This is a genomic window from Spirochaetota bacterium (assembly GCA_030154445.1).
Lineage (GTDB): Bacteria > Spirochaetota > Brevinematia > Brevinematales > Brevinemataceae > Brevinema_A.
The window spans coordinates 15,493-39,188 of sequence record JAGUQW010000003.1 but is presented as its reverse complement, the minus strand read 5'-3'; the positions used below and the strand labels follow the sequence as shown (position 1 = coordinate 39,188).

At 28.3% G+C, this 23,696-nt stretch carries 22 protein-coding genes and 3 tRNA genes; 17 read left to right on the top strand and 8 right to left on the bottom strand.

What is annotated here, in order from left to right; translation table 11 throughout:
- Positions 1-84 precede the first annotated feature (84 nt).
- The 11 genes from KFW21_01815 to KFW21_01765 all read left to right on the top strand — a co-directional run bounded on the left by KFW21_01815 (position 85) and on the right by KFW21_01765 (position 8,676).
- A complete protein-coding gene (locus tag KFW21_01815; protein MDK2818168.1) occupies positions 85-780 on the top strand; it encodes an amino acid ABC transporter permease in 696 nt (231 codons plus the stop codon).
- Entirely contained in the window at positions 773-1,501 is a 729-nt protein-coding gene (locus KFW21_01810) for an amino acid ABC transporter ATP-binding protein (GenBank protein ID MDK2818167.1), read from the top strand. The genes KFW21_01815 and KFW21_01810 overlap by 8 nt, the downstream gene beginning before the upstream one ends.
- A 270-nt stretch (positions 1,502-1,771) precedes the next feature.
- Positions 1,772-2,299: a YcxB family protein gene (locus KFW21_01805; GenBank protein ID MDK2818166.1), complete on the top strand. Its 528-nt coding sequence runs from the start codon at positions 1,772-1,774 to the stop codon at positions 2,297-2,299.
- Positions 2,300-2,308: 9 nt separating this feature from the next.
- Entirely contained in the window at positions 2,309-3,928 is a 1,620-nt protein-coding gene (gene lnt / locus KFW21_01800; protein ID MDK2818165.1) for an apolipoprotein N-acyltransferase, read from the top strand.
- A 22-nt stretch (positions 3,929-3,950) separates the two neighbouring features.
- A complete protein-coding gene (locus tag KFW21_01795; GenBank protein MDK2818164.1) occupies positions 3,951-4,697 on the top strand; it encodes a hypothetical protein in 747 nt (248 codons plus the stop codon).
- A gap of 60 nt (positions 4,698-4,757) precedes the next feature.
- Positions 4,758-4,829, top strand: a tRNA-Met gene (locus KFW21_01790).
- Positions 4,830-4,867: 38 nt separating this feature from the next.
- A tRNA-Met gene (locus KFW21_01785) sits at positions 4,868-4,940 on the top strand.
- Positions 4,941-4,970: 30 nt separating this feature from the next.
- Positions 4,971-5,045: transfer RNA gene (locus tag KFW21_01780), tRNA-Asp, on the top strand.
- 218 nt (positions 5,046-5,263) lie between these two features.
- Positions 5,264-6,919, top strand: a complete 1,656-nt coding sequence (locus KFW21_01775; protein ID MDK2818163.1) for an amidohydrolase — start codon at positions 5,264-5,266, stop codon at positions 6,917-6,919.
- 27 nt (positions 6,920-6,946) lie between these two features.
- On the top strand, positions 6,947-7,966 hold the full coding sequence (locus KFW21_01770) for an extracellular solute-binding protein (protein ID MDK2818162.1): 1,020 nt from the start codon (positions 6,947-6,949) through the stop codon (positions 7,964-7,966).
- A gap of 170 nt (positions 7,967-8,136) precedes the next feature.
- Entirely contained in the window at positions 8,137-8,676 is a 540-nt protein-coding gene (locus KFW21_01765; GenBank protein ID MDK2818161.1) for a YdeI/OmpD-associated family protein, read from the top strand.
- A 409-nt stretch (positions 8,677-9,085) separates the two neighbouring features.
- On the opposite strand, the gene KFW21_01760 is transcribed toward KFW21_01765, so the two are convergent.
- The 3 genes from KFW21_01760 to KFW21_01750 form a co-directional block, all read right to left on the bottom strand.
- Positions 9,086-9,691 carry a hypothetical protein gene (locus KFW21_01760; protein ID MDK2818160.1) on the bottom strand — a complete coding sequence of 202 codons (606 nt, stop codon included), beginning with the start codon at positions 9,689-9,691 and terminating at the stop codon, positions 9,086-9,088.
- A 144-nt stretch (positions 9,692-9,835) separates the two neighbouring features.
- Complete coding sequence (locus KFW21_01755) at positions 9,836-10,495, bottom strand: NERD domain-containing protein (protein MDK2818159.1); 660 nt, start codon at positions 10,493-10,495, stop codon at positions 9,836-9,838.
- Positions 10,496-10,934: 439 nt separating this feature from the next.
- Positions 10,935-12,854, bottom strand: a complete 1,920-nt coding sequence (locus KFW21_01750) for an MBL fold metallo-hydrolase (GenBank protein MDK2818158.1) — start codon at positions 12,852-12,854, stop codon at positions 10,935-10,937.
- A gap of 113 nt (positions 12,855-12,967) precedes the next feature.
- Between KFW21_01750 and KFW21_01745 the strand changes: the two genes are divergently transcribed.
- The 3 genes from KFW21_01745 (at position 12,968) to KFW21_01735 (ending at position 15,338) form a co-directional block, all read left to right on the top strand.
- Complete coding sequence (locus KFW21_01745; protein ID MDK2818157.1) at positions 12,968-13,561, top strand: TetR/AcrR family transcriptional regulator; 594 nt, start codon at positions 12,968-12,970, stop codon at positions 13,559-13,561.
- A 105-nt stretch (positions 13,562-13,666) separates the two neighbouring features.
- Positions 13,667-14,164 (top strand): DUF262 domain-containing protein, encoded by a 498-nt coding sequence (locus KFW21_01740; protein ID MDK2818156.1) that lies wholly within the window; start codon positions 13,667-13,669, stop codon positions 14,162-14,164.
- A 175-nt stretch (positions 14,165-14,339) separates the two neighbouring features.
- Positions 14,340-15,338: an HNH endonuclease gene (locus KFW21_01735; protein MDK2818155.1), complete on the top strand. Its 999-nt coding sequence runs from the start codon at positions 14,340-14,342 to the stop codon at positions 15,336-15,338.
- 43 nt (positions 15,339-15,381) lie between these two features.
- On the opposite strand, the gene KFW21_01730 is transcribed toward KFW21_01735, so the two are convergent.
- The 4 genes from KFW21_01730 to KFW21_01715 form a co-directional block, all read right to left on the bottom strand.
- On the bottom strand, positions 15,382-16,089 hold the full coding sequence (locus KFW21_01730) for a radical SAM protein (protein ID MDK2818154.1): 708 nt from the start codon (positions 16,087-16,089) through the stop codon (positions 15,382-15,384).
- 264 nt (positions 16,090-16,353) lie between these two features.
- Positions 16,354-17,385 (bottom strand): sugar kinase, encoded by a 1,032-nt coding sequence (locus tag KFW21_01725; protein MDK2818153.1) that lies wholly within the window; start codon positions 17,383-17,385, stop codon positions 16,354-16,356.
- Entirely contained in the window at positions 17,385-18,014 is a 630-nt protein-coding gene (eda, locus tag KFW21_01720; GenBank protein MDK2818152.1) for a bifunctional 4-hydroxy-2-oxoglutarate aldolase/2-dehydro-3-deoxy-phosphogluconate aldolase, read from the bottom strand. The genes KFW21_01725 and eda overlap by 1 nt, the downstream gene beginning before the upstream one ends.
- Before the next feature lie 74 nt (positions 18,015-18,088).
- Complete coding sequence (locus KFW21_01715) at positions 18,089-19,051, bottom strand: GDP-L-fucose synthase (GenBank protein MDK2818151.1); 963 nt, start codon at positions 19,049-19,051, stop codon at positions 18,089-18,091.
- Positions 19,052-19,304: 253 nt separating this feature from the next.
- On the opposite strand from KFW21_01715, the gene KFW21_01710 reads away from it, so the two are divergent.
- The 3 genes from KFW21_01710 to gmd are packed head-to-tail and all read left to right on the top strand — an operon-like array spanning position 19,305 to position 22,793.
- The gene (locus KFW21_01710; GenBank protein MDK2818150.1) at positions 19,305-20,924 is read left to right on the top strand and encodes a hypothetical protein; all 1,620 of its coding nucleotides are present in this window, start codon (positions 19,305-19,307) and stop codon (positions 20,922-20,924) included.
- Positions 20,925-20,947: 23 nt separating this feature from the next.
- Positions 20,948-21,724 carry a glycosyltransferase family 2 protein gene (locus KFW21_01705; protein MDK2818149.1) on the top strand — a complete coding sequence of 259 codons (777 nt, stop codon included), beginning with the start codon at positions 20,948-20,950 and terminating at the stop codon, positions 21,722-21,724.
- Between the two features lie 16 nt (positions 21,725-21,740).
- Complete coding sequence (gene gmd, locus KFW21_01700; protein ID MDK2818148.1) at positions 21,741-22,793, top strand: GDP-mannose 4,6-dehydratase; 1,053 nt, start codon at positions 21,741-21,743, stop codon at positions 22,791-22,793.
- Between the two features lie 91 nt (positions 22,794-22,884).
- Here gmd and KFW21_01695 read toward each other — a convergent pair whose 3' ends face one another.
- Positions 22,885-23,487, bottom strand: coding sequence for a hypothetical protein (locus KFW21_01695; protein MDK2818147.1), 603 nt, complete (start codon positions 23,485-23,487; stop codon positions 22,885-22,887).
- Between the last annotated feature and the right edge of the window lie 209 nt (positions 23,488-23,696).

The following is a 23,696-nucleotide window of genomic DNA, read 5'->3' as shown; positions in this document are numbered from 1 at the left end:
ATATTATATTGACATATTCTTATAAATAATACTAAAATAATTATATTAGTTATAATTTAATATGTATCGAAAATAAGGAATATCATGGAATATTTAGCAACACTAAAACATGTTTTTATAGACGGAAATAGGTATTATTATATTATACAAGGATTGTCCTTTTCTCTAGGGGTTACATGTTTTTCAACAGTATTAGGGGTATTATTGGGAATTTTATTGGCTTTCATGAGACTTTCAACTGTTACAGTACCAAACACAAATATCAATCCTTTTAATGTATTTGCAACAGTTTATATTGATCTGTTTAGAGGAACACCCGTAGTAGTCCAATTAATGATACTAGCCAATCTAGTATTTGTAGGAGTACTAAAAGATGTTCCTATATTTTTTATAGCTGGGATAACATTTGGATTGAATTCAGGAGCTTATGTTGCTGAAATTATCCGATCAGGTGTAAATAATCTAGACAAAGGACAAATGGACGCTGCAAGAGCTTTGGGAATGACTTATTCAGTAGCAATGAGAGAGGTAATTATGCCTCAAGTAATCAAAAAAATATTACCAACTTTAGTGAATGAATTTATCACGCTCATCAAAGAAACTTCTGTTGTAGGTTTTATCGGAGGTGTGGATTTATTACGGTCTGCAAATATTATTACTAGTCAGACATATAGAGGAATAGAACCATTATTATTAGTAGGGATTATTTACTTAATTTTGATAGCAACATTTACTAAATTTATGAGAAAAATTGAAGAGAGTTTTAAAGCCAGTGATTAAAATAAAAAATTTATATAAAAGCTATGGTGATTTAGTTGTTTTAAAAGATGTTTCTACATGTATTGCCAAAGGGGAAGTGGTATCTATTATAGGGCCTTCCGGAAGTGGAAAATCTACATTATTACGCTGTATCAACAAACTTGAAGAATTTCAACAAGGACATATTTATATTGATAATATAGATATTAGCGATCCAACTGTTGATATTAATGAAATTCGTAAAAATGTTGGAATGGTATTTCAACATTTTAATTTATTTCCGCATAAAACAGTATTAGAAAATCTAGCTTTAGCTCCTCGTTTGGTAAAAAATATATCTAATAAAGAAATCTTAAAAAAATCAGAAATTCTCTTAGAAAGAGTAGGGCTTAGTGATAAAATTAATGACTACCCCAACAAACTTTCTGGTGGACAAAAACAGCGTATTGCTATTGCTAGAGCTTTGGCCATGGAGCCTAATGTGATCTTGTTTGATGAACCTACTTCAGCATTAGATCCAGAAATGGTCAAAGAAGTATTAGATGTGATGAGAGATCTTGCTAAAGATGGTATGACTATGCTTGTAGTAACTCATGAGATGGGATTTGCTGCTAATATATCATCACGCACTTTGTTTATGGATGAGGGAAATATACTAGAAGATACATCTTCACAAGATTTATTTCTAAATCCTAAAGAAAAGCGTACTAAAGAATTTTTAGATAAAGTCTTAAATCATTAATTTATATCATTATTGAATATAATTTTCTTCCAATTAAAAAATATTATTGGTGTTTTTAATTATCGATAATAGCTATTATGTAAACAAAAAAATATAATACTTTTTATATTTTCAAACTCTACTAAATTATATTGATATCATATTAATTACAATATTAAATATAAAAATTAATTTTCTTTTTACATTGACATAATAAAACAGAGTTGATATAATTAGAAAATATCTATTACTAATATAATAATATTGTATTTATATTAAGAAGGTAGAAAAATGATTAAAATTGTTGTCAAATTATCGGAGCAAGAGTATTCCGATAATCTACTACTTTTTTTTATAAACAGAATATTTTTTAAAATAATATCAAATAGTCTTGTATGTTTTATTATTGTATCTGTTATTATTAGTATCATCTATTCTAATATTTTAGAAATGAAAATTATTATTGTCTGGTTTATTTTGTGGATCTTTTACAGAATTCTTATTCCACATATTATAAAAAAAAGAGCTAATATTATTTATAAAAACACTCTATTTTTACAAAACGAAATGTACTTTGAATTTTTAGAAGATACCATAATCTGGACTACATCTAATGGAGTTCAACAAACTAAATTATCTAATATGTATCAAATTAACACTACTAAAACAGCTTTAATTCTTGCTTTTAGTCCTTATCAAATACTCCCTATACCATATCACAATATATCTTTATCTCAGTGGGATCAAATAATTAAAATAATAAAATTAGTATATCACAAAAAATTCAATATTACTTATTATTATAAGTATTTAAAATAAGGAATACAAATGCCAAATTTTAGGATTTCTATACGCCAATCTACTTTTCTTTGTTTTTTTACTTGGGTTATCTTAAGTACACTCTCTTTTTCTATGTTTGATCTTCCATTGATATGGGTTTCCTATGTTCCATTAATATATATTATTCAGAAATTACCAATAATACAACTTGCTAAATATGGATTTTTGTTTAGTTATTTATATTATTTTTGTACTTTATACTGGCTTATTGCTTTTCATGAAATTAGTGCATTTTTTGTATTTCCTCTTTATTCATTATATGCGATGATGGCAATGATTTTAACTAAATATGTTTCTGTTAAATTTCCAGCAATAAGATTTGTAATATTTCCTTTGGTATGGCTTTGTTTCGAGATTCTTCGTTCTGTGGGTTTTCTTGGTTTTAGATGGAATACACCAGCAGATGCTTTATGGAAATATTTAGTATTTCTTCAATCAGCTGATATTATTGGAGCGTGGGGAGTTAGCTTTATTATTTTATTAACTAATTCTGCTTTAGCAGAATTAGTATTAAGTTGGGAAAAACATAAAGATATCATCCTTTCTCTTAAAAAAGTAGTGATACCTCTCTATATTACCATGTTTATATTTTTATGTAATTTAGCTTATGGCGTTTCTTCCACAAATCACTGGAAAAAAATTATTGATACCAAACTTTTTAGAGAAAGAGTTGCTTTAATGCAACCTAATAGACCAGGTCATAGTTCATGGACTAAAGATAGAGATGAATTATCTCAAAAATATCTAACCATGATAAAATCTGTTACTAATCAAAATCCCGATTTAATATTACAAACTGAAATTATGCTATCTTCTTATTTTTGGGAAAATATAGATGTTTTAGGAATAGATAGTCCAGAAAATAAGTATCAAAAACAATTTATTGAATTATCAAAAGAAATTAATACCCCTGTAGTAATTACCCATTTTTCTGCTGATCAAAAAACAAGAAAATCCTATAACAGTGCTACTTTTATTAAATATACTAATAATATAATGGTAACAAATATGTATAGAAAAATACATATTGTTCCTTTTGGTGAATGGATACCAGGATCACAAAATTGGCTTTGGTTAGATAATTTATTATCATCTTTAGGAGCTGCTTGGGCATCACCAGGAGAAGACTTGACTATCTTTACTGGCAAAAATGGAATAAAAATTGCAGTATTAATTTGTTTTGAAGATATTTATGCAATATTAGGGCGACTTTTTGTTGATAAAGGAGTTCAATATTTTGTCAATCCAACAAATGATGGATGGGCATATAAATGGAAACTTGGATCAAAAGCACCTTTATGGCAACATTTAGCTAATACTACTCATAATGCTATTTCTTTACGAAGATCTATTGCTCGTTCTGTTAATACAGGTATTTCTGCAGTTGTTGATCCTATGGGACGTATGGATATTGCTCCTATTAAAGAATATGAAGAAGGTATTTATGTTGCAGAAGTACCTGTCATGCCTATAACTTATAAAAGTTTGTATGTTCGTGGTGGTTGGGCTATTCAATATATTATTTTCTTTTTAGCTATTATTCTCATATTAATTACTATCTGGACAGATAAAAATTCAAAATTATTAAAAAGTATTATTGTTGAATAATAAACAATACTTGGAGTAAACTATGCCAACAAATACTGATACTAATATTACTACAGCTCCCTTTCCCTTTCCAACAGATAATATAATATCTGAAACAAATGATATAGTAGTACCAATAATAGTACCTCAAGAAAAAACAATACAAAGAACATTAGATTTTATTCAAGAAAAGACGGATAATATTATTTCTATATTTCCTGAAAAATTAGAGTCTAGTGGTTATATTATTTTATCAGCAGTTGCTTTAATTTTTTCTTTAGCTTTATTTTTATTTGCAAAGCGTTTACAAAAATTAATAATGGCAGCAAAGGATATTACAGTATCTTTATATTCTCAACAACAAGTTATTGAATATCGTTTGTTACTTTCTGAGTTAAATAATGCTAATTCAACTATTGAAAAAACTAATGTTAGAACTCAATTATATAATTTTTTAAATATTATTTGTTTAGAAATATGTAGTACTAAAGACTCTTATCTTGCCTTACAGTTGGCAACAGCATTTTTTACTAAAATTCAAACAAGATATATAAAATTATCCCCTCTTCCAGATGGTATTATATATTTTAAACATGTTGGGAGAATATTAACTAATAATACTGAAGATATTATAAATGAAAAATTATTACTTCAAAAAATTCAAGTTGATTTTAAAGATTTACAAAATAAAAAAAATAGAATTATGAACAAAACAATAGAAAGAAGCCCTACACCACCAACAAATTCAACAAATAAAAACACATGGTTTAGTGTAAATAAAAATAAATAAAAAAAAATTACAAAAAAGCTTGCATTTTAAAAAGAAATAACATATAATATATATACACATAGCGGAGTAGAGCAGTGGTAGCTCGTCGGGCTCATAACCCGGAGGTCGGAAGTTCAATTCTTCCCTCCGCAAAGAATCAGAATGGTTAAATGTTATATCTTTGCCATTGAGGCGGGATAGCTCAGTCGGTAGAGCAGGAGAATCATAATCTCTTGGTCGGGGGTTCAAGTCCCTCTCCCGTCAAATTATTATAATTTTATTAATAATAAAATTGGAGGTGTAACTCAGTTTGGTTAGAGTATCGGCCTGTCACGCCGAAAGCCGCGGGTTCAAGTCCCGTCTCCTCCGATGTCCAGTTGGGCGAGTTACAAAAAGTACTACTTTCGAGTGGTACTTTTTTTTATACTCCGTAATTTAGTAGTATTCTACTTATCTTATTTCTTCTCAGACACCTCCTAAGAACTCTCATCTAAGAATATTAGTTGCCGTCCGCATGGACGTCAGTTGACAAAACAAAATAAAATATGATATAATAGCTCTAAAGATAAATAATCTTAGGAGATAAATTGATAAAAATATTATCAAAAAATAATAGTAAATATGCTTTCATCAACGGTAAAATTTATACTGTCAATAAACAATATCCATGGGCTTCAGCTATTTTAGTTGAGGATAATAAAATTATTTATGTTGGTGAAACAAAAGAAGCTCTTGAATTAAGTGATACTATGACTCATATTATTGACCTAGATAATAAATTAGTACTTCCAGGATTTATTGATGCCCATACTCATATATTTTTAGGTGAAATTCTAAATCTTGGAATACGTTTTGATCCATCAAACACAAAACAAGAACTTTTAATGGCGATACAACAATACTCAACAAATAATCCTAATACTGAATTTATTTTTGGAAGTGGGTTTGCAGCAGATATTTTTGACAAAGATGAGGCTACCGCTGAGGAATTAGATGCTATTATATTGACCAAACCTGCTATATTTATTGATGAGGGTTGTCATTCTATGTGGGTTAATTCTAAAGCCCTAGAAATAGCAAATATCACTAAAGAAACTAAGGATCCTATTCCTTATTCAGACTACTATAAAAGAGATAAAGACGGTAATCCAACAGGTTGGATTGTAGAATCTCAATCGATGCAACCTATTATTAAAAAATTAGGACTTCTTGAAAAAATTCTTAAAAAAGATTTAAGTTCCATGTTTCATTTGTTTTCATCGTATGGAATCACATCTGTATTTAATGCATCTGAGTTTTTTTTCAATGATAACAGCGTATCTACCATTAATTATATGGAAAATCTAGCTCTTGAAGGAAAATCCACACTCAGATTTTTTACAAGTTACAGTTATAACAATCATGAAAATCCAAAAGATGATCCTGTTGATATTTTGAATACATTAAATATTCGTTTTCAATCCGACTATACTCGTATGAACACATTGAAAATTTGGCTTGATGGTACTGTAGAAGCAAGAAACGCAGCTTTGAGTGAGCCTTATGAAAATAGCGATCAACGTGGTAGTATATTTTATAGCACCAAAGAATTACAACAAGTAATTAATAAGGCCTCTGCAAATGGACTAAATATTCATCTTCATGCAATTGGAGATAAAACAATCAATACAGCGTTAGAGATTTGTAAAAATTCAAAAAAAAAATTTCCATTATCGTCATCAACCTATACTATTGCACATAACGAAGTCTTTAATAAAGACACACTACATTATTTTACTGATAGTGGTGTTATTGCAAATACAACTCCACTATGGCATGTAGCATCAGAAGATTCTAGACATACATTAGGGAATGAACGTTATCAAAATTTATATCCCTTTAATTCCTTAATTAAGAAGGGAGTATTAACAACATTTGGTAGTGATTATCCTACTGGATTAGGAACACTCGCAATGAATGTATTTTATAATATACAAGCAGGACACACGAGGAAATTTCCAAAGAAACAAGAATCCTTACCAAAAGAAAGTGAGAAATTATCTCTTGAAGATCTTATTAAAGGATATACTCTTAATGCAGCACACCAAGTATCTATGCAAGATAAAATAGGTAGTATTGAAAAAGGAAAATATGCTGATTTTATTGTTTTAGAAAAGAACATATTTGAACAAGAGATAGATGAAATTCATAATAATCATGTTATATTAACGGTATTTGATGGGAAAATACTCTACAAACGGTAATAGATTAAAAACTAAGAAGGAGTATTAATGAAAAATATATTATCATTAATTTTATTAGTGTTTTCAATTGTTTCTTGTGGTAGTTCTAAAGAAACATTAAAAATTTTTATGTGGACAGGCAACATCCCACAAGATGTCTATGATGATTTTACGAAAGAAACAGGTATTAAAATCATTGAAGACGCGATGGCATCCAATGAAGAAGCTTATGTGAAAGTAAAAGTTAATCCAGCTAGCTATGATATTGTAACACCGTCCTTTGACTATGCAGAAATCATGATGAAAGAAGAATTACTTGCGGTTATTGATAAAACAAAAGTACCTAATGTTACAAATGTTGACTCAAATATTATAAAGTGCATTATTTCTGTAGATCCAACAGGAGAATATATTATTCCCTTTACTTTTGGGCCAACTCTTATTGCCTATGATAAAACAAAAGTCAGTAATGATATTCGAGGTTATGAAATTTTTACAAATTCTGCTTATAAAGGTAAAATGTCTTTACTTAATGATATGCGTGAAGTAATGGGATCAGCGTTTTTAATATTAGGATACAAAGTTGATGAAACAAATACACAAGCACTTCAAGACGTAGAAAATTTACTAAATGCTTGGAAACAAAATATTCTACGTTTTGATGCTGATTCCTATCCACTTGCTTATGCTAATGAAGAAATTGATATTGTTCATGGTTATCCTGGAGCAATTATTCCCTCTCTTAGTCAAGAAAAATTATCTAATACTGTTTTCGTCACTCCTAATAAAGGAGGTATGATGTGGGTAGATAATCTTGTTATATTGAAAGATGCTCCTAATAAAGAAGCCGCAATGAAGTTTATTAATTTTATTCATCGACCTGAAATTTATGCACGTATTATTAACTATCTTCAATCTATATCTCTTAATATTCCTGCACGAGAATATATTACAACAGAGTCTCCTATTTCTTATGAAGAATTAGGACGCTTAGAAGTTCTCAAGGCTCTTGAGAATGAAACTTTAGAAATTCATTCTCGTATTTGGGAAAACATTCAAGCTCAATAATTAACATAACGAATCCAAGTAGCACTATTTTTTAGTAGTGCTATTCTTTATTATACTCCGTAATTTGGCAAGTATCCGTTCCTTTTCTTTTTAGAAAAGTATCATATAGATATAATTTCTGTCCGCATGGACATTTTCGTAGATGTCCAAATAACAATTACGAGGTCAATATGAATGAATTTACTCCCTACTCTCGTCAAGATTGGCGAGATTGGCTAGAACAAAATTCAATATCTCAAACTAGTATTTATCTTATCTACCACAAAAAAAGCTCTGGTATTCCCTCTATTTCTTGGCAAGAAGCCGTCGAAGAAGCTCTTTGCTTTGGTTGGATTGATAGCACCAAAAAGAAGATCGATAACTTTCATTATCAGCAATTATTTACTCGACGAAAAGATAAAAGTACTTGGAGCAAAATAAATAAAGAGCTCATTACTAAATTGGCACAACAAGGATTAATGACAGAACATGGGTATGAAAGGGTTCATCTTGCAAAACAAAATGGCTCTTGGACAATTTTAGATGATTGTTATAATCATATTATCCCTCCAGATCTTAAAACGATGCTCACAATTCATCATCTTCAAGAAAAATTTAATAGCTTAACAAACTCACAAAAAACAGCTATTCTTATGCAATTACATGACAAAAAACGCCCCGAAACAAGGCAGAAAGTTATTATTTCTTTAATTAGAAACAAACTCTCTTAAGCTAATTAAATTTAAAATTTCAAAGTAGTGCTAAAGAGGCAGAAAATCTAACCTATACACATAGAAGATAAAAATAAATTTAATGAATTCAAAAGTAATATTGATGAGTGGATACAACAGATAAAATCTTAATTAGGAGATTTTATAGAAATTAGACTTTATAGTGTTGGATTTATTTGTATATAATTCGTAATGTCGATTGCCCTAACCTACTTTGTAAACATTCATATTCGCTTTTGTTACCATTGTGTTGTGGAGATAAGCGAAAAATAGCTATTTTCTTATGAAAAATACTATGGAAAAATTTAAGAATACTTTGATCTATATTTTTTTCAAGGTATTACTAACAATAAAAAAAATAGAATACTATTTCTAATATTCTATTTTTTTATATTTTCAGATATTTTGATTATAAATAAGATTTTACTTTTTGAAATTTTTGATGATATTCATCATAACAAAATGGTGTTGATGGATGTTGTATATTCCAAAATAATACATTTGGATATTCATCATATTTCCATAGAAAAAGATCTTTATCAATCCAATTCCAATCATTTTCAGGCATCCAAGAAAGCATTTTTCTCCAATCTTTTCCCCAAACAATTACTAAATTGGGAGTATATTCATTCATTATTTCAAATAGTGCTTTTTTTGATTGTTCAACCATTTCTTCATTCAAATAGTGTTTATCATGGACTCCATATAAAGCTGAATTTCCTACGAAACCTTGTATATAGTTATAAAAAATCATATTATTCCAAAATTCTTTATTATTACTCTTATAATCCCCTGTAATAACAGCTTTAGAATTATTAAATGTTTGTTGGCTATTATGTGTACCTTCAAGTACTCCACTCATAACATCATTCGTTAATGTTTGTCCCCATTCATAGCTATTTTCGGGAGTTTGATCTTCTTCCCATAAATAATGAGATTCTCCTAACATCATTATTTTTTGTATGTTATTTTTGTAATTTTTACCAACAAACGGTTTGAAATAAACATTTTTCATACCTACCTCCTATTTAATAATAAATTACCCTATTCATTACAATATGTATTATATCATAAATAAAAAAAAAGTAATACTTAAATCAATATTTCCCTTTAAATAGTTTTACTAGTTTGGATAATTGTTCTGGGTTATTGAGTGGTATTATTTTTTCTCTAATAATAACCTTATATTCTTAATATGTTGATGTTGAATTTCTTTATTTGCACCATTTCCCATATATTGTCTTAGTAGTTGAATTACTTGTTTTTTATTAAATTCAATCACTTTATTATTATTTATAATATTCTTAATAACATTTGATATTTTTGATGATTTTACAATAAATACTTCCTTAGGAATAAAATTGATAGCTTTTAACTCGCAATTACCATAAAAAACAATGAGTGAATAAAAAGGTACATTTTGGAATTGTCTGAATTTTTTTCTTAATGCCAAAATATGACTCTTATTTTGCATGATAGGATTGTAGAAACGATACTTTTCTTTTCCATAGGCTAATACTTTTGTCCACTGTCGTTGATTTCCATTTCCATAGATCCAACCACTATAGTTTTTAACTTCAATAACAATTACCCCAACTTTTGTTAAAATAACTAAATCAATTTGTGAAAACTGACCATTAGATTTTTCTACATATAAATTATAGAAAATATCTTCTTCTTGTATTCCTAATTGTAACAATCTAGATACTAAAGCGTTTTCAGCCTTTTCTCCCTTTTTGTGAGGAGATTCAAATTGATAAAATTGCTTACTACTACTAAAATAAAATAAAATCATAATTAATAAAATGAAAGCGATCATACTATCCTCACCTATATAAAAATATCTTAATATTATACACTACAAACATTAGAATATCAAAAAACTCTACTGGACTAATTTTATTGGATATTTCAAAGTATTTAAAACTTTCTTCCACATCCTATATTATCAACACTAAAATCCCCCCCTGTGTTGAGGTGTATTATTTATATATATATTTTTATACGAAATACTAATTGATATAGGTACAAAATTTATATAAATAAATATACAAAATAAAAGCCACCGATTAGGGTGGCTTTTATTTTTATCGTTATATTATTGAGTTAGAATTTCAAATTGTTTCTGAAAACTACGCGTCTTACATTTTCTTAATTTATGAGTTCTCCACTCTGGAAGCTATTTCCCTTTTAAAAATTTCAATTGTATTTCTAGTGATAATAATCGCATCGTATGACATTATTTATTAATAAATTTATTAAGGGGTTACAATATTAAACCAAAATTCAAAATCGTCAAAGAGAGCCATCAGTTTGTTGAATTTTTCTTTATCAGAAACAGAAGCTCCTTTACTTTCTAGATCAGTAAGGCTTATTTGTTTTAAAAGTAATTGTTCAAAGGTATCCTTTGACATAGTCACATATAAATCAGCATCAGAATGTAATCCTTTTTGATATTTTAGCACAGAATTTTCAATAATAATTGTATATTTGTTTACACCTACGGTAGTAGCTACTGATAAATTCACACCTATTGATTTTTCAGGATTCAAACGAACAGCCAAGTAATCTAAGAAAGTACTAAAAGGTAAAGCTTTAATCATATCAGGAGAACCTAGTTGAGGAGTAGGATGCCCTACTGGCACACCATTTCTTAACTCTAAAGATCCTGTTAAGAAATAAGCTCTCCAAACCGCTGATTCAGATTGGTAAGCTAACTGTTCCATAGCATCAGCACTCAAATTTTTAGCTTTTTGATTATTTGGATTTGCAAAGATCACATGATTCATAACTTCAACAACCCATCTATATTCACCTTTTTGGAAAGAGTCATGAGCCATAGTGATTGCTTTATCTTCTCCACCCATGAATTTGACATATTTATTAGCTACATCAACAGGAGGTAACTTATATAAATTAGCAGGATTTCCATCCCACCAAGCACCAAAATAAAAGTCATAAACAGCTTTTGAATTATGATTGATTGTTCCATAATATCCTCTATTATAAAACTCTTTTGCTAGGCTGTCAGGAAGAACAATAGCTTCTGCTATTTCTAGGTAAGTATATCCCATATTTGCAAGTCTTAATGTTTGATCATGGATAAATTTGTACAAGTCTCCATGTTTTGTTAAAAAAGTATTGATCTTGTCTTGTCCCCAAGTTGGCCAATGGTGAGATCCAAATAAGATATCAGTTCTATTTGCTAAAAATTTTTTAGAAGTCTGAATTGCTTCAGCCCATAATAAAGAGTTTCTTGTTTTTGCTCCTCTTAAGGTAGAAAAATTATGCAAGGTGTGATTGATTACTTCTGCACTGGAAGCAGCTTTATATTTTGGCATATAGAACATAAACTCAGCAGGAGCTTCTGTATTTTGAGCCATTAAAAATTCAAACTCAACACCATCTATAGAATATTTTTCTCCAGTTTTAGAAATAGTTTTTGTTGGTTCTATAAGAGCTGTTGTTCCAACAGCAACTGCTTTACTTAATCCTGCATCAACACTTCCTTTTTCATCTTTTGGAAGTAGGTTTCCGTACATATAAGAAGATCTTCTTCCCATAACATTACCAGCTAAAAGATTTTCGGATACAGCTTCTTCAAAGAAATGTTGAGGAGCAACGATAGGCACACCATTTTTTATATCTTTTTCTGAAAGAATCCCTTTAACCCCACCAAAATGATCAATGTGAGAATGGGTAAAAATCACACCTGTTATAGGAGCCTTTCCTTTATGTGCCCTAAATAGAGCCAAAGCTTTTTGAGCAGATTCAGTAGTTGTTAGAGGGTCAACAACGATCCAACCTGTGTTACCTTTAATAAAAGTAATATTAGCAAGATCAAATCCTCTAACTTGATAAATACCAGGAATAACTTCAAATAATCCAGAGATGTTATTTAGTTGAGATTGTCTCCAAAGAGAAGGATTTACAGTACTCGGTGCTGTTTGATTGGAAATAAAAGTAAAACTCATATTTCCTTCAGAATTAGCAATAAATCCTTTTTGAGCAGCATCAAAATCTTCTGTATTCTCAAAAGGTAAATATTGTGCCAATGTAGAATTCACTTTTTTAGTAATAGCACTCGCTTCTTTTTGTATATTTCCTGTATCTTTTGAACAAGATATCGTTGTCAGTACAAGTAATAAAGTTAATTTTTGAAAATGATTATAGGTCATTTTAACCTCCTTTAATATTCATAAAATATATTCTATGAATGTATTCTATTATGTTTATTGCAATTTGTCAATATTTTTATTATAATAAAAATTATTAGATAGAGGGAAAATGTATGGTAAAATTATCAAGAAAAGAACAAGCGATACAAACAGAGCAAAAAATTATCCAATCAACTTTACAATTAATAAATATCAAACCTTTTCAGAAACTGCACATTAAAGATATTTGTGTTCAAGCTGATATTTCTATAGGTACTTTCTATCATTATTTTGACAATAAGCAAGCTATTATTGTTAAAATTTTAGATTTATATTCAGAACAATTTGTAAAAAATATCAATGAAAACACCTTAGCTTACTCTCAAGAAAAAATAGTATTTATTTTTTTAGAATTTTGTTATATTGCAGAATCTTTGGGGCCAGATCTTATTTTAGAAATTTTTATCCATAATATTATACTTCATGATAATTTTCTTCTTTCCCAAGATAGAAATCTATACCAAGAAGTTTATAAGTGTATTAAAGAATTGAAGATACAAGATTTATTACTAGTACAAGAATCGGAACAAGAAATAGCAAATACGCTTATTGTTTTTTTTCGAGGATTTTTATATGAATGGGGTCTCTCTCGTAATAAATATTCTTTAGTTGATGAAATTTCAAAACAACTTAATAGGTATTTACCTTTATTTATAAAGTTTGTGTAATATGAAAAAACCTTAATATATATAATTTTAGGATTGTTTTTTAAAATATTGTATGATATAATATTAGCGTAGAATTGGGGAATTATATTTTTTGAAGTTTATATAGTGGAAGTAAAAAAAGTACGAGTTAAAAAGATTTTATCTTCTGGAAAAGATGTATATGAAGTTCCTTATTTTCAACGTTCTTATGTATGGGACAAACCTAATTGGGATGCTTGGATAGATACTTTACTAGATCTTCAAAATCAAGATGAAGAATCTAGTGTGTTTATAGGCTCTATTATTCTAAAAATCGTAGACCAAGGACGACTAGGGCGAGTAAATAGATTCTCTATTATTGATGGACAACAAAGGTTAACTACTATTATGGTTTTTCTGAAAGCTTGTGTAGACCATAATGAAATCCTAAAAGATGACTTTAATGAATATATTTCCACAAAAGAGCTAGGAAAACCAATTCAAAAATTAAAAAACAATCATCAAGACTCTAAAATTTTTCAAGAAATTTTAAAATCAGCATCTCCAGTTGATATGCAATCTGATATTACTGATATAATACAATATGTATGGAAATTAAAAAGAACTACAAAAAGAATATCATGATCACTTTAAAGCTCGAGATAATTTTCAATTAGTTGATTTTATTAAATTTTGTTTTGATCATCTAGAGTTTGTACAAGTTGATACTAATTCTAGAGAAGCTGCACTCAAGATATTTTCTGTATTAAATACTAGAGGACTAGATTTAGATTCAACAGATATTATTAAAGCCGAAGCGATGGCTAATTTAAAAAACGATCCTATTACATATAATGAATTCAGCTCAAAATGGAAAAAATTAGAAAAACAAGCAAATTTTCTTGAAATTTCGCTTGAAACCATTTTTAGATACTATATCAATATGTACCGTCCATCATCTATTAAAAAAACATATAACGAGAATATTAAAGAGATTTGGAATACGGGATCATTCAAACAAGATAAATTGCTAGCACTACAAGATTTTGAGAAATTTACACAATGTTTACAAGATATATGGGATATGAATGATCCTTATATTTGGTGTTTAAGACATCTTCTTGTTTTAGGAAAAAATGCTTACACATGGATTCCTGTGTTAGTAACAATGAAATATCAAGAATATTCAAACCAAGATATTTGTACAATTGCTAAGTTTATTGCAAGATGGCATTGGATTCATCTAGTTCATGGATGGACAGTTGAAAAAATAAAATCATTTGATTTTTCTTTAATTAAGGCTGTTAATGAGAAAAATTCTGTGGAGGATATCCTAAAAATCAAACCTAAAATTGTATCTGATAGTGAATATACTGAAGAAAGGTTAGTGAATGAATTTCACTCAATTCTCAAAGAATCAGATATTTATCATAACTGTAAATGGGGACGACCTCTTTTATACTTTTTACATAATTTACAAATTTTAAAACATGATAACCAAGAACAAGCTTTTAAATTCAAAGCTCTTACAAAAAATGATACTATTGAACATATTGGACCGCAAAATTCATCAGATAAAAAATGGATACAATGTTCTGATAATAAAAAACATATGATTGGGAATCTTACTATTCTTCATAGTATTAAAAATAGTAGTGTTGGGACTGATTTTGATAAAAAATCAAAAGAATATGAGAAAGTTTTATATGCTTTCACCCCAACTCTATCAAAAGAAAATCTATGGTCAGATAAAAGTATAGATACACGCTCTGATGAACTTATCTCCATATTATGTAAAGCTATTGATATTGTGTTATAAAAAAAACACCCTAACTTATGTTAGGGTGTTTTTTAGTTAGATTTTATTGTTCAAAAACACCGAGGTCTTTGTTATCTATTAATAATTCTATTCGGGGATCTTGTTGTAAATGAGAATATTTACTAATAAACCATTCAACTAACTCATTATCTCTCTTTACGACTGTCCCATTATCTACGAAGATATTAATGGTAATGTGTTGAAAATATTTTAGTCCTAGTTCTATATCATTAGTAATCATATCTTTTGTTTGACCTTTGGTACAGACCAAAAGACAAATAGAATAGATTTCTTTTCCTAATGTTATATAATCTTCATGCGTCAATGAAAAATTCTTTCCATAAGTGTGTTTACGAAAATCATTATCAAAAGTCTCTAAACCCATTTTAAAGCGTATTTCTTGATTAGGATACATATTTCTAATTTCATTTATTCTTTTGATATATCCATAATAAATTTCAAAATATAAGATCTTTATTTGTTTCTCTTGGACAATTTTTTTTATTTTATCTAAGCTAAATTGTGGTATTTCAAATACAGATCCAGAATTTAAGACTTCTAAAATTTGAAATTCTCCTGTAATTTCTGATAATACGGCACTATTAATATTTGATATTACGCCATCATTTGTGGAATTATCTTCTATATAATTACAGAACTTACATTTACCGTATTTACAAGGATATCCTTTAAGAAGTACAACTTCTCTATTATTATGATTATTAATTAATCGACTATAACGAATCCCCATAATATAAGACCTCTAAAATAAAACTTTTTATATTATAACAATAATTTTATAAAAATTCAATATTTATCATTAAATAATAAAAACAAAAAAGATTGACAAAGTTTATATATTATGTTATCATATAATTGTAGTTAGTTCAATACTACCATAAAAAGCTCAGTATCCTTGCTGGGCATTTTTTTATTTAAATTTTTATGCTTTAGACAAATAAAAAACCTCAATACATAATATACTGAGGTTTTTAAAATTTTATAGTATTATAAATTATCGTTGTACACGACCAGAACCATCACCACTCATAAGATTCATAACTTCTTTTTTAGAAATAAGATTCCAATCCCCAGGAATTGTATGTTTAAGACAAGATGATGCTACAGCAAATTCTAAACTTTGTTGTAAAGATTCAGGAAAAAAATGTAAGCCTGAGATTAATCCCGCCGCAAAAGAATCTCCACCACCAACTCGATCTACAATGTCTGTAATTTCATATTTTTTAGAAACATATAATGTTTCTTTAGCATAATAAAGAGCCGACCAATCGTTGTGATTAGCACTAATACTTTCTCTTAATGTTGTAGCAATTCCTTCTAAGTGAGGATATTTTTCCATTACTGTTTTTAATAAAGGTATATAGTCTTCTGCTTTTAGATGCCCTTTTGTAACATCTGTACTGAGAGGAATACCTAAAGATAATTGAATATCTTCTTCATTTGCTATAAGAACATCTACATATTTTACAATTTCAGGCATAATTTCTGAAGATTTTTTTCCATAATTCCAAAGTTTTTTACGAAAATTAAGATCACAAGAAATTTTAAGACCATATTTTTTAGCTTGCTTTACGACTTCTAAAGTAAGATCTGCAGCACTCTGAGTTAACGCAGGTGTAATACCAGAAATATGTAACCAATGAGCATTATCAAACGCATCTTTCCAATTAAAATCACTTGTTTTAGCTTCTGCAATAGATGAATTAGCTCTGTCATAAAGTACAGTTGATCCTCTTTGATTTGATCCTTTTTCTACAAAATAAATCCCTAAACGCTCTCCACACCAAGCTATAGCTGATGTATCCACTTTTTGACCATTAAGTAATTCTTCAGTTTTTTCACCCAAAGCATTTTTTGGCAATGCTGTTAAATAGCGAGATGGTAAACCAAATCTTGAACAAGATACGCAAACATTAGCTTCTCCACCACCTATTACTGTTTCTAAGATAGGACTTTGTAATAATCTTTCATTTCCAGGAGCAGAAAGACGCAACATAATTTCTCCAAAACCAACAATATAAGACATTATTTGATCTCCTTTAATAAATTATGTGCTTCTTGGAATCGTCTACGTAACTCTTTCCAGTCTTTTTGTTCAAGAACATTTCGAGGACAAAGCCATGAACCTCCACAAGCAAACACATTAGATTCTTTTAAATATTCTTGTACATTTTCTAATTTTATTCCACCTAAAGGCATAAATTTAACATCCATATGGGAATATACAGGCGCAACAGCTTGAAGCCATTTCGTTCCCCCAAAAACAGATGCTGGAAAAAATTTAATATATTTATGTCCATAAGCAAGACATTGTTCAATTTCTGCAGGACTGACAGCTCCAGGAATATAATGATAATTTTTTTGTTTGGCATGTTCTAATAAACATGGTTGAAAACCAGGACTAATAATAATATTTGTACCTAAATTAATAATACGCTCAGCTTGTTCTACGGTCAATACTGTTGCTGCAGCTCTTGGTAATTGAGGATAATGTTTGGCTAAGATTTCTAAAGCTTTGTAGGCATATTCTGTTCTCATGGTCAATTCTAATGCAGGCAAAAATTCTAATGCACATTCTGCAATATTTCTAATTTCCTCTTCTGTTTCTACAACAGCAACAGGAATAATCGGTACACTAATATATTTTTCAAACATATTTACCCTCTCAAAATTTGATATATTTAAAATATATCTAATACTTAAAAATATGTGATCATAGAGTATTAGATTTAAATTTTAACTTTTCTAACATGTACTTTGTTTTCTTTAAGAGCAAGAAGATAATCTTGATAAGCTAATTTTAACCCTTCTTTAAGACTTGTTTCTGATTTCCATCCCATTGCTAGTATTCTAGTATTATCCATTATTTTACGCATTGTACCATCAGGTTTTGATGAATCAAAAATTATCTTTCCTGTAAAACCTATTGTTTCAGCAACTAATTCTGTTAATTCTTTGATAGAAGTTTCTTGTCCAGACCCTATATTAAGATGTATGTTATCTGAATAATTTTTCATCGCAAAAATTGTTCCTCGTGCGAAATCATCTGTATAAATAAATTCTCGTTTTGGTGTACCTGTACCCCAAGCAATTACTTCGGATAAATTTTGCTCTTTTGCTTCGTGAAAACGATACAATAAACCAGCAATTACATGAGAATTTTCAGGATCATAATTATCATTAGTACCGTAAAGATTTGAAGGCATTACAGAAATAAAATCTTTATTATATTCTCTACGATAATATTCACAAAGTTTAATACCCATAATCTTAGCAAGAGCATAACCTTCATTTGTTGGTTCTAGAGATCCTGTTAATAGATACTCTTCTTTAATTGGTTGCATAGACTCTTTAGGATAAATACAAGAACTTCCTAAATATACAAGTTTTTTGACATGATGCTTATGAGCAGAAGACAAAATATTAATAGCCATTAAAGTATTATTTTGGGTAAATTCTACAGGATAGGTTTTATTTGCAATAATACCACCAACAGTACCAGCACACATAAAGACATATTCAGGTTTTTCATCAACAAATAATTTATCAGTTGCAACAGCATCTAAAAGATTGACTTCATTTGAAGTTTTTAGTAATAAATTTGTGTATCCTTGTTTTTGTAATTCACGAACAATAGCAGACCCAGCTAATCCTCTATGTCCTGTAATATAAATTTTTGAATCTTTATTCATTTAAATCCTCTATAAATTATCTATTTTTAATTAAAAATATTTTGATATATAGTATATTGTATCGTTTTTAGTATTATTTGTCAAGATTCTATTTTCATTTATTTAATAATTGAGATAAATGTATTAAATATAATAACTTATAAAATCATAAAAAAACAACATTATGATAAAATTAGTATTCTATACAAAAACTATTGACAAATATAAATATATATATATAATATTATATATATATATTTATTAGGAAATTCAAATGTTAAATTTAGGAATAATTATTGGTGTTTTATTAGGAATTCTTCTTTCCTATTCAACATATTTAATAAAAAACAAACAAAAATTATTATTATTATATAGCATAAAGCATCTTCATTTTTGGCTTGTATTATTACTATCTCTTTATACTTCTTTTTCATTAACTGGTGGTATATTTTTCTTACCAGAAAGAATTTTGTGGCAATTTAAAACTTATGAATTTATACTGTACTTACTACTAAGTATAGTGATATTTTTTAATTATATATTACTTATAGAATGGCTTCAAACAAAATCTAATAAACAGTATACAGTACAAAATAATATACAATTATTTTATTGGCAAAGTTTTTGCTTGTTTTTTGGAATAGGATTGATTTATTGGATTATATATTTCCCAGGTTTTCTAAGTAATGATTCTTATCAAGTTTTATATATGGTTCAAAACAATGATTTTAATACGCATCACACTATTCTCTATGCTTCTTTTATAAAATTGTTATGGTCTATTATTACGATTTTTAGTACTGATTATAATATAGGAGTAGGATTTTTAACACTTGTTCAAGTAACAACTTTTTCTTTAATTTATAGTCTTTGGTGTACTTTTTTTTACCAATATGGTTTCTCAAAAAAAATTCTTCTTATTGTATTTGGATTATTTCAGATTATTCCTGTTAATGCTTTGTTTATGATTATCTTATGGAAAGATATTTATTATGTTCAAGGTATACTATTACTAGCATATCTTTTTTTACAATTTTATATTAATTCTAAATATACTAAAAAAAATATATTTCTTATCATGTTAGGAATGATTTTGAGTTTTGTAGGGATGATACGCTTCAATGGTATAGGAATACTTTTTTGTGGACTCCTGCTATTATTCATATATGCTATTCAACATAAAAATTGGAAAATATTTTTTATTCCTTTTTTAAGCAGTTTATCTTGTATCTTGATTGTGAATATAATGTTATTTAATGTATTATCTTTTAGTCAAACATTAACTATACACAAATCGAGTTTAGTATTTAATCCAATAAATACAGCTTATTTATACAAACAAGAAGAATCCTTACATCCTGAAATTTTAAAACTTACCAAGTCTGTTGATAGAAATATATGGATGGCTGCTCAATATAATTATGTGACAGCAATGTTTTGGGCAAATACTAATGAGCAAAACACTAAAGATTTTTATAATATTGCTGATAATATTACTAAAGATAATAAAACTTTATTATCTTACTATTTTTATACTTGGATAGGAAGTCCTTTTATTCATTTACGAACAAGACTTAATTTTATCGGTATATCGTGGAATGCACATGTATCACCAACAAGTATAACAATGAATTCTTTAGGAGATAAATCATATTTTCTGATTCCATTATGGCTTACAACTCTTATACTTTTATTTTATGGAGTATACTGTTTCCTTTATAAAAAAATAATTAATCTTATTATCTTATTTCCATGGATTATGAATTTAGCAGTTTTATTTTTTGTTTCTCAAGCGACAGATTGGCGTTATTTTGCCATAGCAAATTGGCTTAGTTTATTAGCTTTATTCTTATTACCTGTTTCATTTAAAAATTCAGAAAATACCGAAATTTAATATGATATAAAAAAGGATAGAACATGATTAAAGAATTACCTTCTTTTGAATACAAAGAATATTTTGCTAAAAAATCTCATATAGCTCTACTTATTCCAACATGGAATGAAGGAGAGCGTATTCAAAAAGAACTACAACGTATTAAAGACAACAATATTAATTCTAAAGTAGATATTTTTCTTCTTGATGGTGAAACTACAGACGGATCCTTAAATGAAAAATTTGTAACTAGTATGGGTATTCGTGGGATATTAACTATTTCTACAAAAGGACAAGGATATGCTTATCGTGTAGGATTCTCAAAAGTTATTGATGAAGATTATCAATATTGTATTACTGTAGATGGAAACAATAAAGATAGTGTTGAACAAATACCTGATTTTATAAAACTTTTAGAACAAGGATATGATTTTGTACAAGGATCTCGATTTTTAAAAGGTGGTCATCACGAAAATACCCCAAAAATGCGTGAATTAGCTATCAAATATTTTTCAAATCCTTTATTGTCTTTTGTTTCTGGATTTAAATATACGGAAACAATGTCTGCCTATAGAGGCTTTAATGTAAAGATGTTAACAGATGATCGATTACAAATTTTCAGAAATATTTTTCAAACATGGGAATTACAATGGTATATTGCATCACGCGTACCAAAATTAGGATACAAAATTATAGAAATCCCACAATCCCGAGTTTATCCAGCTTCAGGACCTATTCCTACTAAAATTAATTGGATGGGTAATTTCAGAATTATTTTGCAACTTTTAAAAGTTGCTGTAGGTTATTATAATCCCAAATAAAAATAGGAATAAACATATGAAAGTAGCATTTATTACAGGTATTACAGGACAAGATGGCTCTTACCTTGCAGAACAATTATTAGATAAAGGATATAGTGTTCATGGTATGATCAGACGATCCTCAAGTTTTAATACTCAAAGAATTGAACATCTATATATAGAAAAATTACGAAAACATCAATCAAGCAATTTCAAACTACATTATGGAGATCTTACTGATTTTACTAGTATTTTCTTTATACTTAATGAAATTCAACCTAATGAAATTTATCATCTTGGTGCACAATCACATGTTCAAGTATCTTTTGAAATGCCTGAATACACTGCAGATAGTATAGCTTTGGGAACTCTTCGTTTATTAGAAGCAGTTCGTGCTCTCAAAAAAGAAAAAGACATCAAAATTTATAACGCTGTTACTTCAGAATTATATGGTAAAGTTCAAGAAGTTCCACAATCAGAAACAACTCCTTTCTATCCTCGTTCTCCTTATGGTGTTGCCAAATTATATGCTTATTGGATTGCGAAAAATTTTCGTGAATCTTATGGAATGTTTATTTCTAATGGGATTCTATTCAATCATGAAAGCGAACGCCGTGGAGAAACATTTGTTACTAGAAAAATAACTATAGGTATTGGTGATATTCTTGCTGGAATTGCAGACAAAATTTCTTTAGGTAATATTGATGCTGAACGAGATTGGGGCTATGCTCCTGATTATACAGAAGGAATGTATCAAATACTTCAATTAGATCAAGCTGATGATTTTGTTCTCGCAACAGGAGAAAAACATAGTGTTCGAGAATTTTGTACCAAAGCTTTTTCTGTCGCTGGTATAACTCTCCGTTGGGAAGGTTCTGGTATAGATGAAAAAGCATATTGTAGTAATAGTAATCGTTTATTGATTGATATTAATCCAAAATATTTTCGTCCTACTGAAGTTGATCAATTATTGGGAGATCCTTCCAAAGCTATTAAAAAGCTCAAATGGAATCCTACACAGACTAGCTTTAATGAACTTGTTAAACGAATGACATTAAATGATATTGAAATATCTAAACAAAAAAAATAATTATCAAGAAAAAAATACCCTTTTATAGGGTATTTTTTTATTAATTTTTTATAATTTAGAGAGTGAATTAGAATCCCAATTATTTACTTAATCACAAAACTACCCAAGTAAGTGGTAAACTAGTACCACCAGTTATACTAAGAATGTTTTTACCATCATTAGATATTACTATAGTAGCTCCGTCTAAATCAACTCTGTATCCAAGAAAATTGTTTGGATTAGCAACTGTTACATCTTCACCTACATAAAAGACGAACTCATCACCAGGTTTATTAAAGAACCTGTTATCAGGAAGTAAACCAAAGTCCAATTTAACTTTATCAGCAAAAAATGTAATCTTAGGTTTTGGAAGCACTTTATCAAATATATTAAGTGTATATAAGTCATATGTAAAATTATCCATCTTACTTGTTGAATTATGTAGGTATATACTTATTGTATTACCACTACGCTGAAAATATGGAACAACCATCTGTTTTCTTCCATTTACAACTTTAATTTGACTCATCAATTTGTCTAGGACTTCTTGTGCTTTCTTATTATTACTAGCTATTAGTATAGCTTCTTCTTTTTCTACTGGGTTCAATTCTGAACTAGATCCATCATTAGACTCTTGACCCTTCTTATCAATATTATGAACAACAGCACAACCTGCTAATACGATAGTAAGCAATATAAATAAATTATTTTTCATTCATATCCTCCTTTAAAAGGAATATTACTTATAATAGCATGATTTAAAAAAAATGTCAACTTTATTTGATATCATACTAATACTTAGTTTCTCGCTTAAATATATAAGATACAAAAAAATAACTATCAAGAGATAAAAAACACTTTTAAATTATTTTAGTAAATTTTTCATATCTTATTGATTATTAAAGAAATATAAGGTATACTATT

What these genes read in the sequence shown, in the direction of transcription:
- KFW21_01710 (MDK2818150.1), top strand. Translation starts at nt 19,305, where the DNA reads ATGTTAAATTTAGGAATAATTATTGGTGTTTTATTAGGAATTCTTCTT.
- KFW21_01745 (MDK2818157.1), top strand. Translation starts at nt 12,968, where the DNA reads ATGGTAAAATTATCAAGAAAAGAACAAGCGATACAAACAGAGCAAAAA.
- KFW21_01765 (MDK2818161.1), top strand. Translation starts at nt 8,137, where the DNA reads ATGAATGAATTTACTCCCTACTCTCGTCAAGATTGGCGAGATTGGCTA.
- KFW21_01725 (MDK2818153.1), bottom strand. Translation starts at nt 17,385, where the DNA reads ATGTCTTATATTGTTGGTTTTGGAGAAATTATGTTGCGTCTTTCTGCT.
- KFW21_01695 (MDK2818147.1), bottom strand. Translation starts at nt 23,487, where the DNA reads ATGAAAAATAATTTATTTATATTGCTTACTATCGTATTAGCAGGTTGT.
- lnt (MDK2818165.1), top strand. Translation starts at nt 2,309, where the DNA reads ATGCCAAATTTTAGGATTTCTATACGCCAATCTACTTTTCTTTGTTTT.
- KFW21_01815 (MDK2818168.1), top strand. Translation starts at nt 85, where the DNA reads ATGGAATATTTAGCAACACTAAAACATGTTTTTATAGACGGAAATAGG.
- KFW21_01755 (MDK2818159.1), bottom strand. Translation starts at nt 10,495, where the DNA reads ATGATCGCTTTCATTTTATTAATTATGATTTTATTTTATTTTAGTAGT.
- KFW21_01805 (MDK2818166.1), top strand. Translation starts at nt 1,772, where the DNA reads ATGATTAAAATTGTTGTCAAATTATCGGAGCAAGAGTATTCCGATAAT.
- KFW21_01760 (MDK2818160.1), bottom strand. Translation starts at nt 9,691, where the DNA reads ATGAAAAATGTTTATTTCAAACCGTTTGTTGGTAAAAATTACAAAAAT.
- gmd (MDK2818148.1), top strand. Translation starts at nt 21,741, where the DNA reads ATGAAAGTAGCATTTATTACAGGTATTACAGGACAAGATGGCTCTTAC.
- KFW21_01730 (MDK2818154.1), bottom strand. Translation starts at nt 16,089, where the DNA reads ATGGGGATTCGTTATAGTCGATTAATTAATAATCATAATAATAGAGAA.
- KFW21_01705 (MDK2818149.1), top strand. Translation starts at nt 20,948, where the DNA reads ATGATTAAAGAATTACCTTCTTTTGAATACAAAGAATATTTTGCTAAA.
- KFW21_01735 (MDK2818155.1), top strand. Translation starts at nt 14,340, where the DNA reads ATGGCTAATTTAAAAAACGATCCTATTACATATAATGAATTCAGCTCA.
- KFW21_01715 (MDK2818151.1), bottom strand. Translation starts at nt 19,051, where the DNA reads ATGAATAAAGATTCAAAAATTTATATTACAGGACATAGAGGATTAGCT.
- eda (MDK2818152.1), bottom strand. Translation starts at nt 18,014, where the DNA reads ATGTTTGAAAAATATATTAGTGTACCGATTATTCCTGTTGCTGTTGTA.
- KFW21_01770 (MDK2818162.1), top strand. Translation starts at nt 6,947, where the DNA reads ATGAAAAATATATTATCATTAATTTTATTAGTGTTTTCAATTGTTTCT.
- KFW21_01750 (MDK2818158.1), bottom strand. Translation starts at nt 12,854, where the DNA reads ATGACCTATAATCATTTTCAAAAATTAACTTTATTACTTGTACTGACA.
- KFW21_01795 (MDK2818164.1), top strand. Translation starts at nt 3,951, where the DNA reads ATGCCAACAAATACTGATACTAATATTACTACAGCTCCCTTTCCCTTT.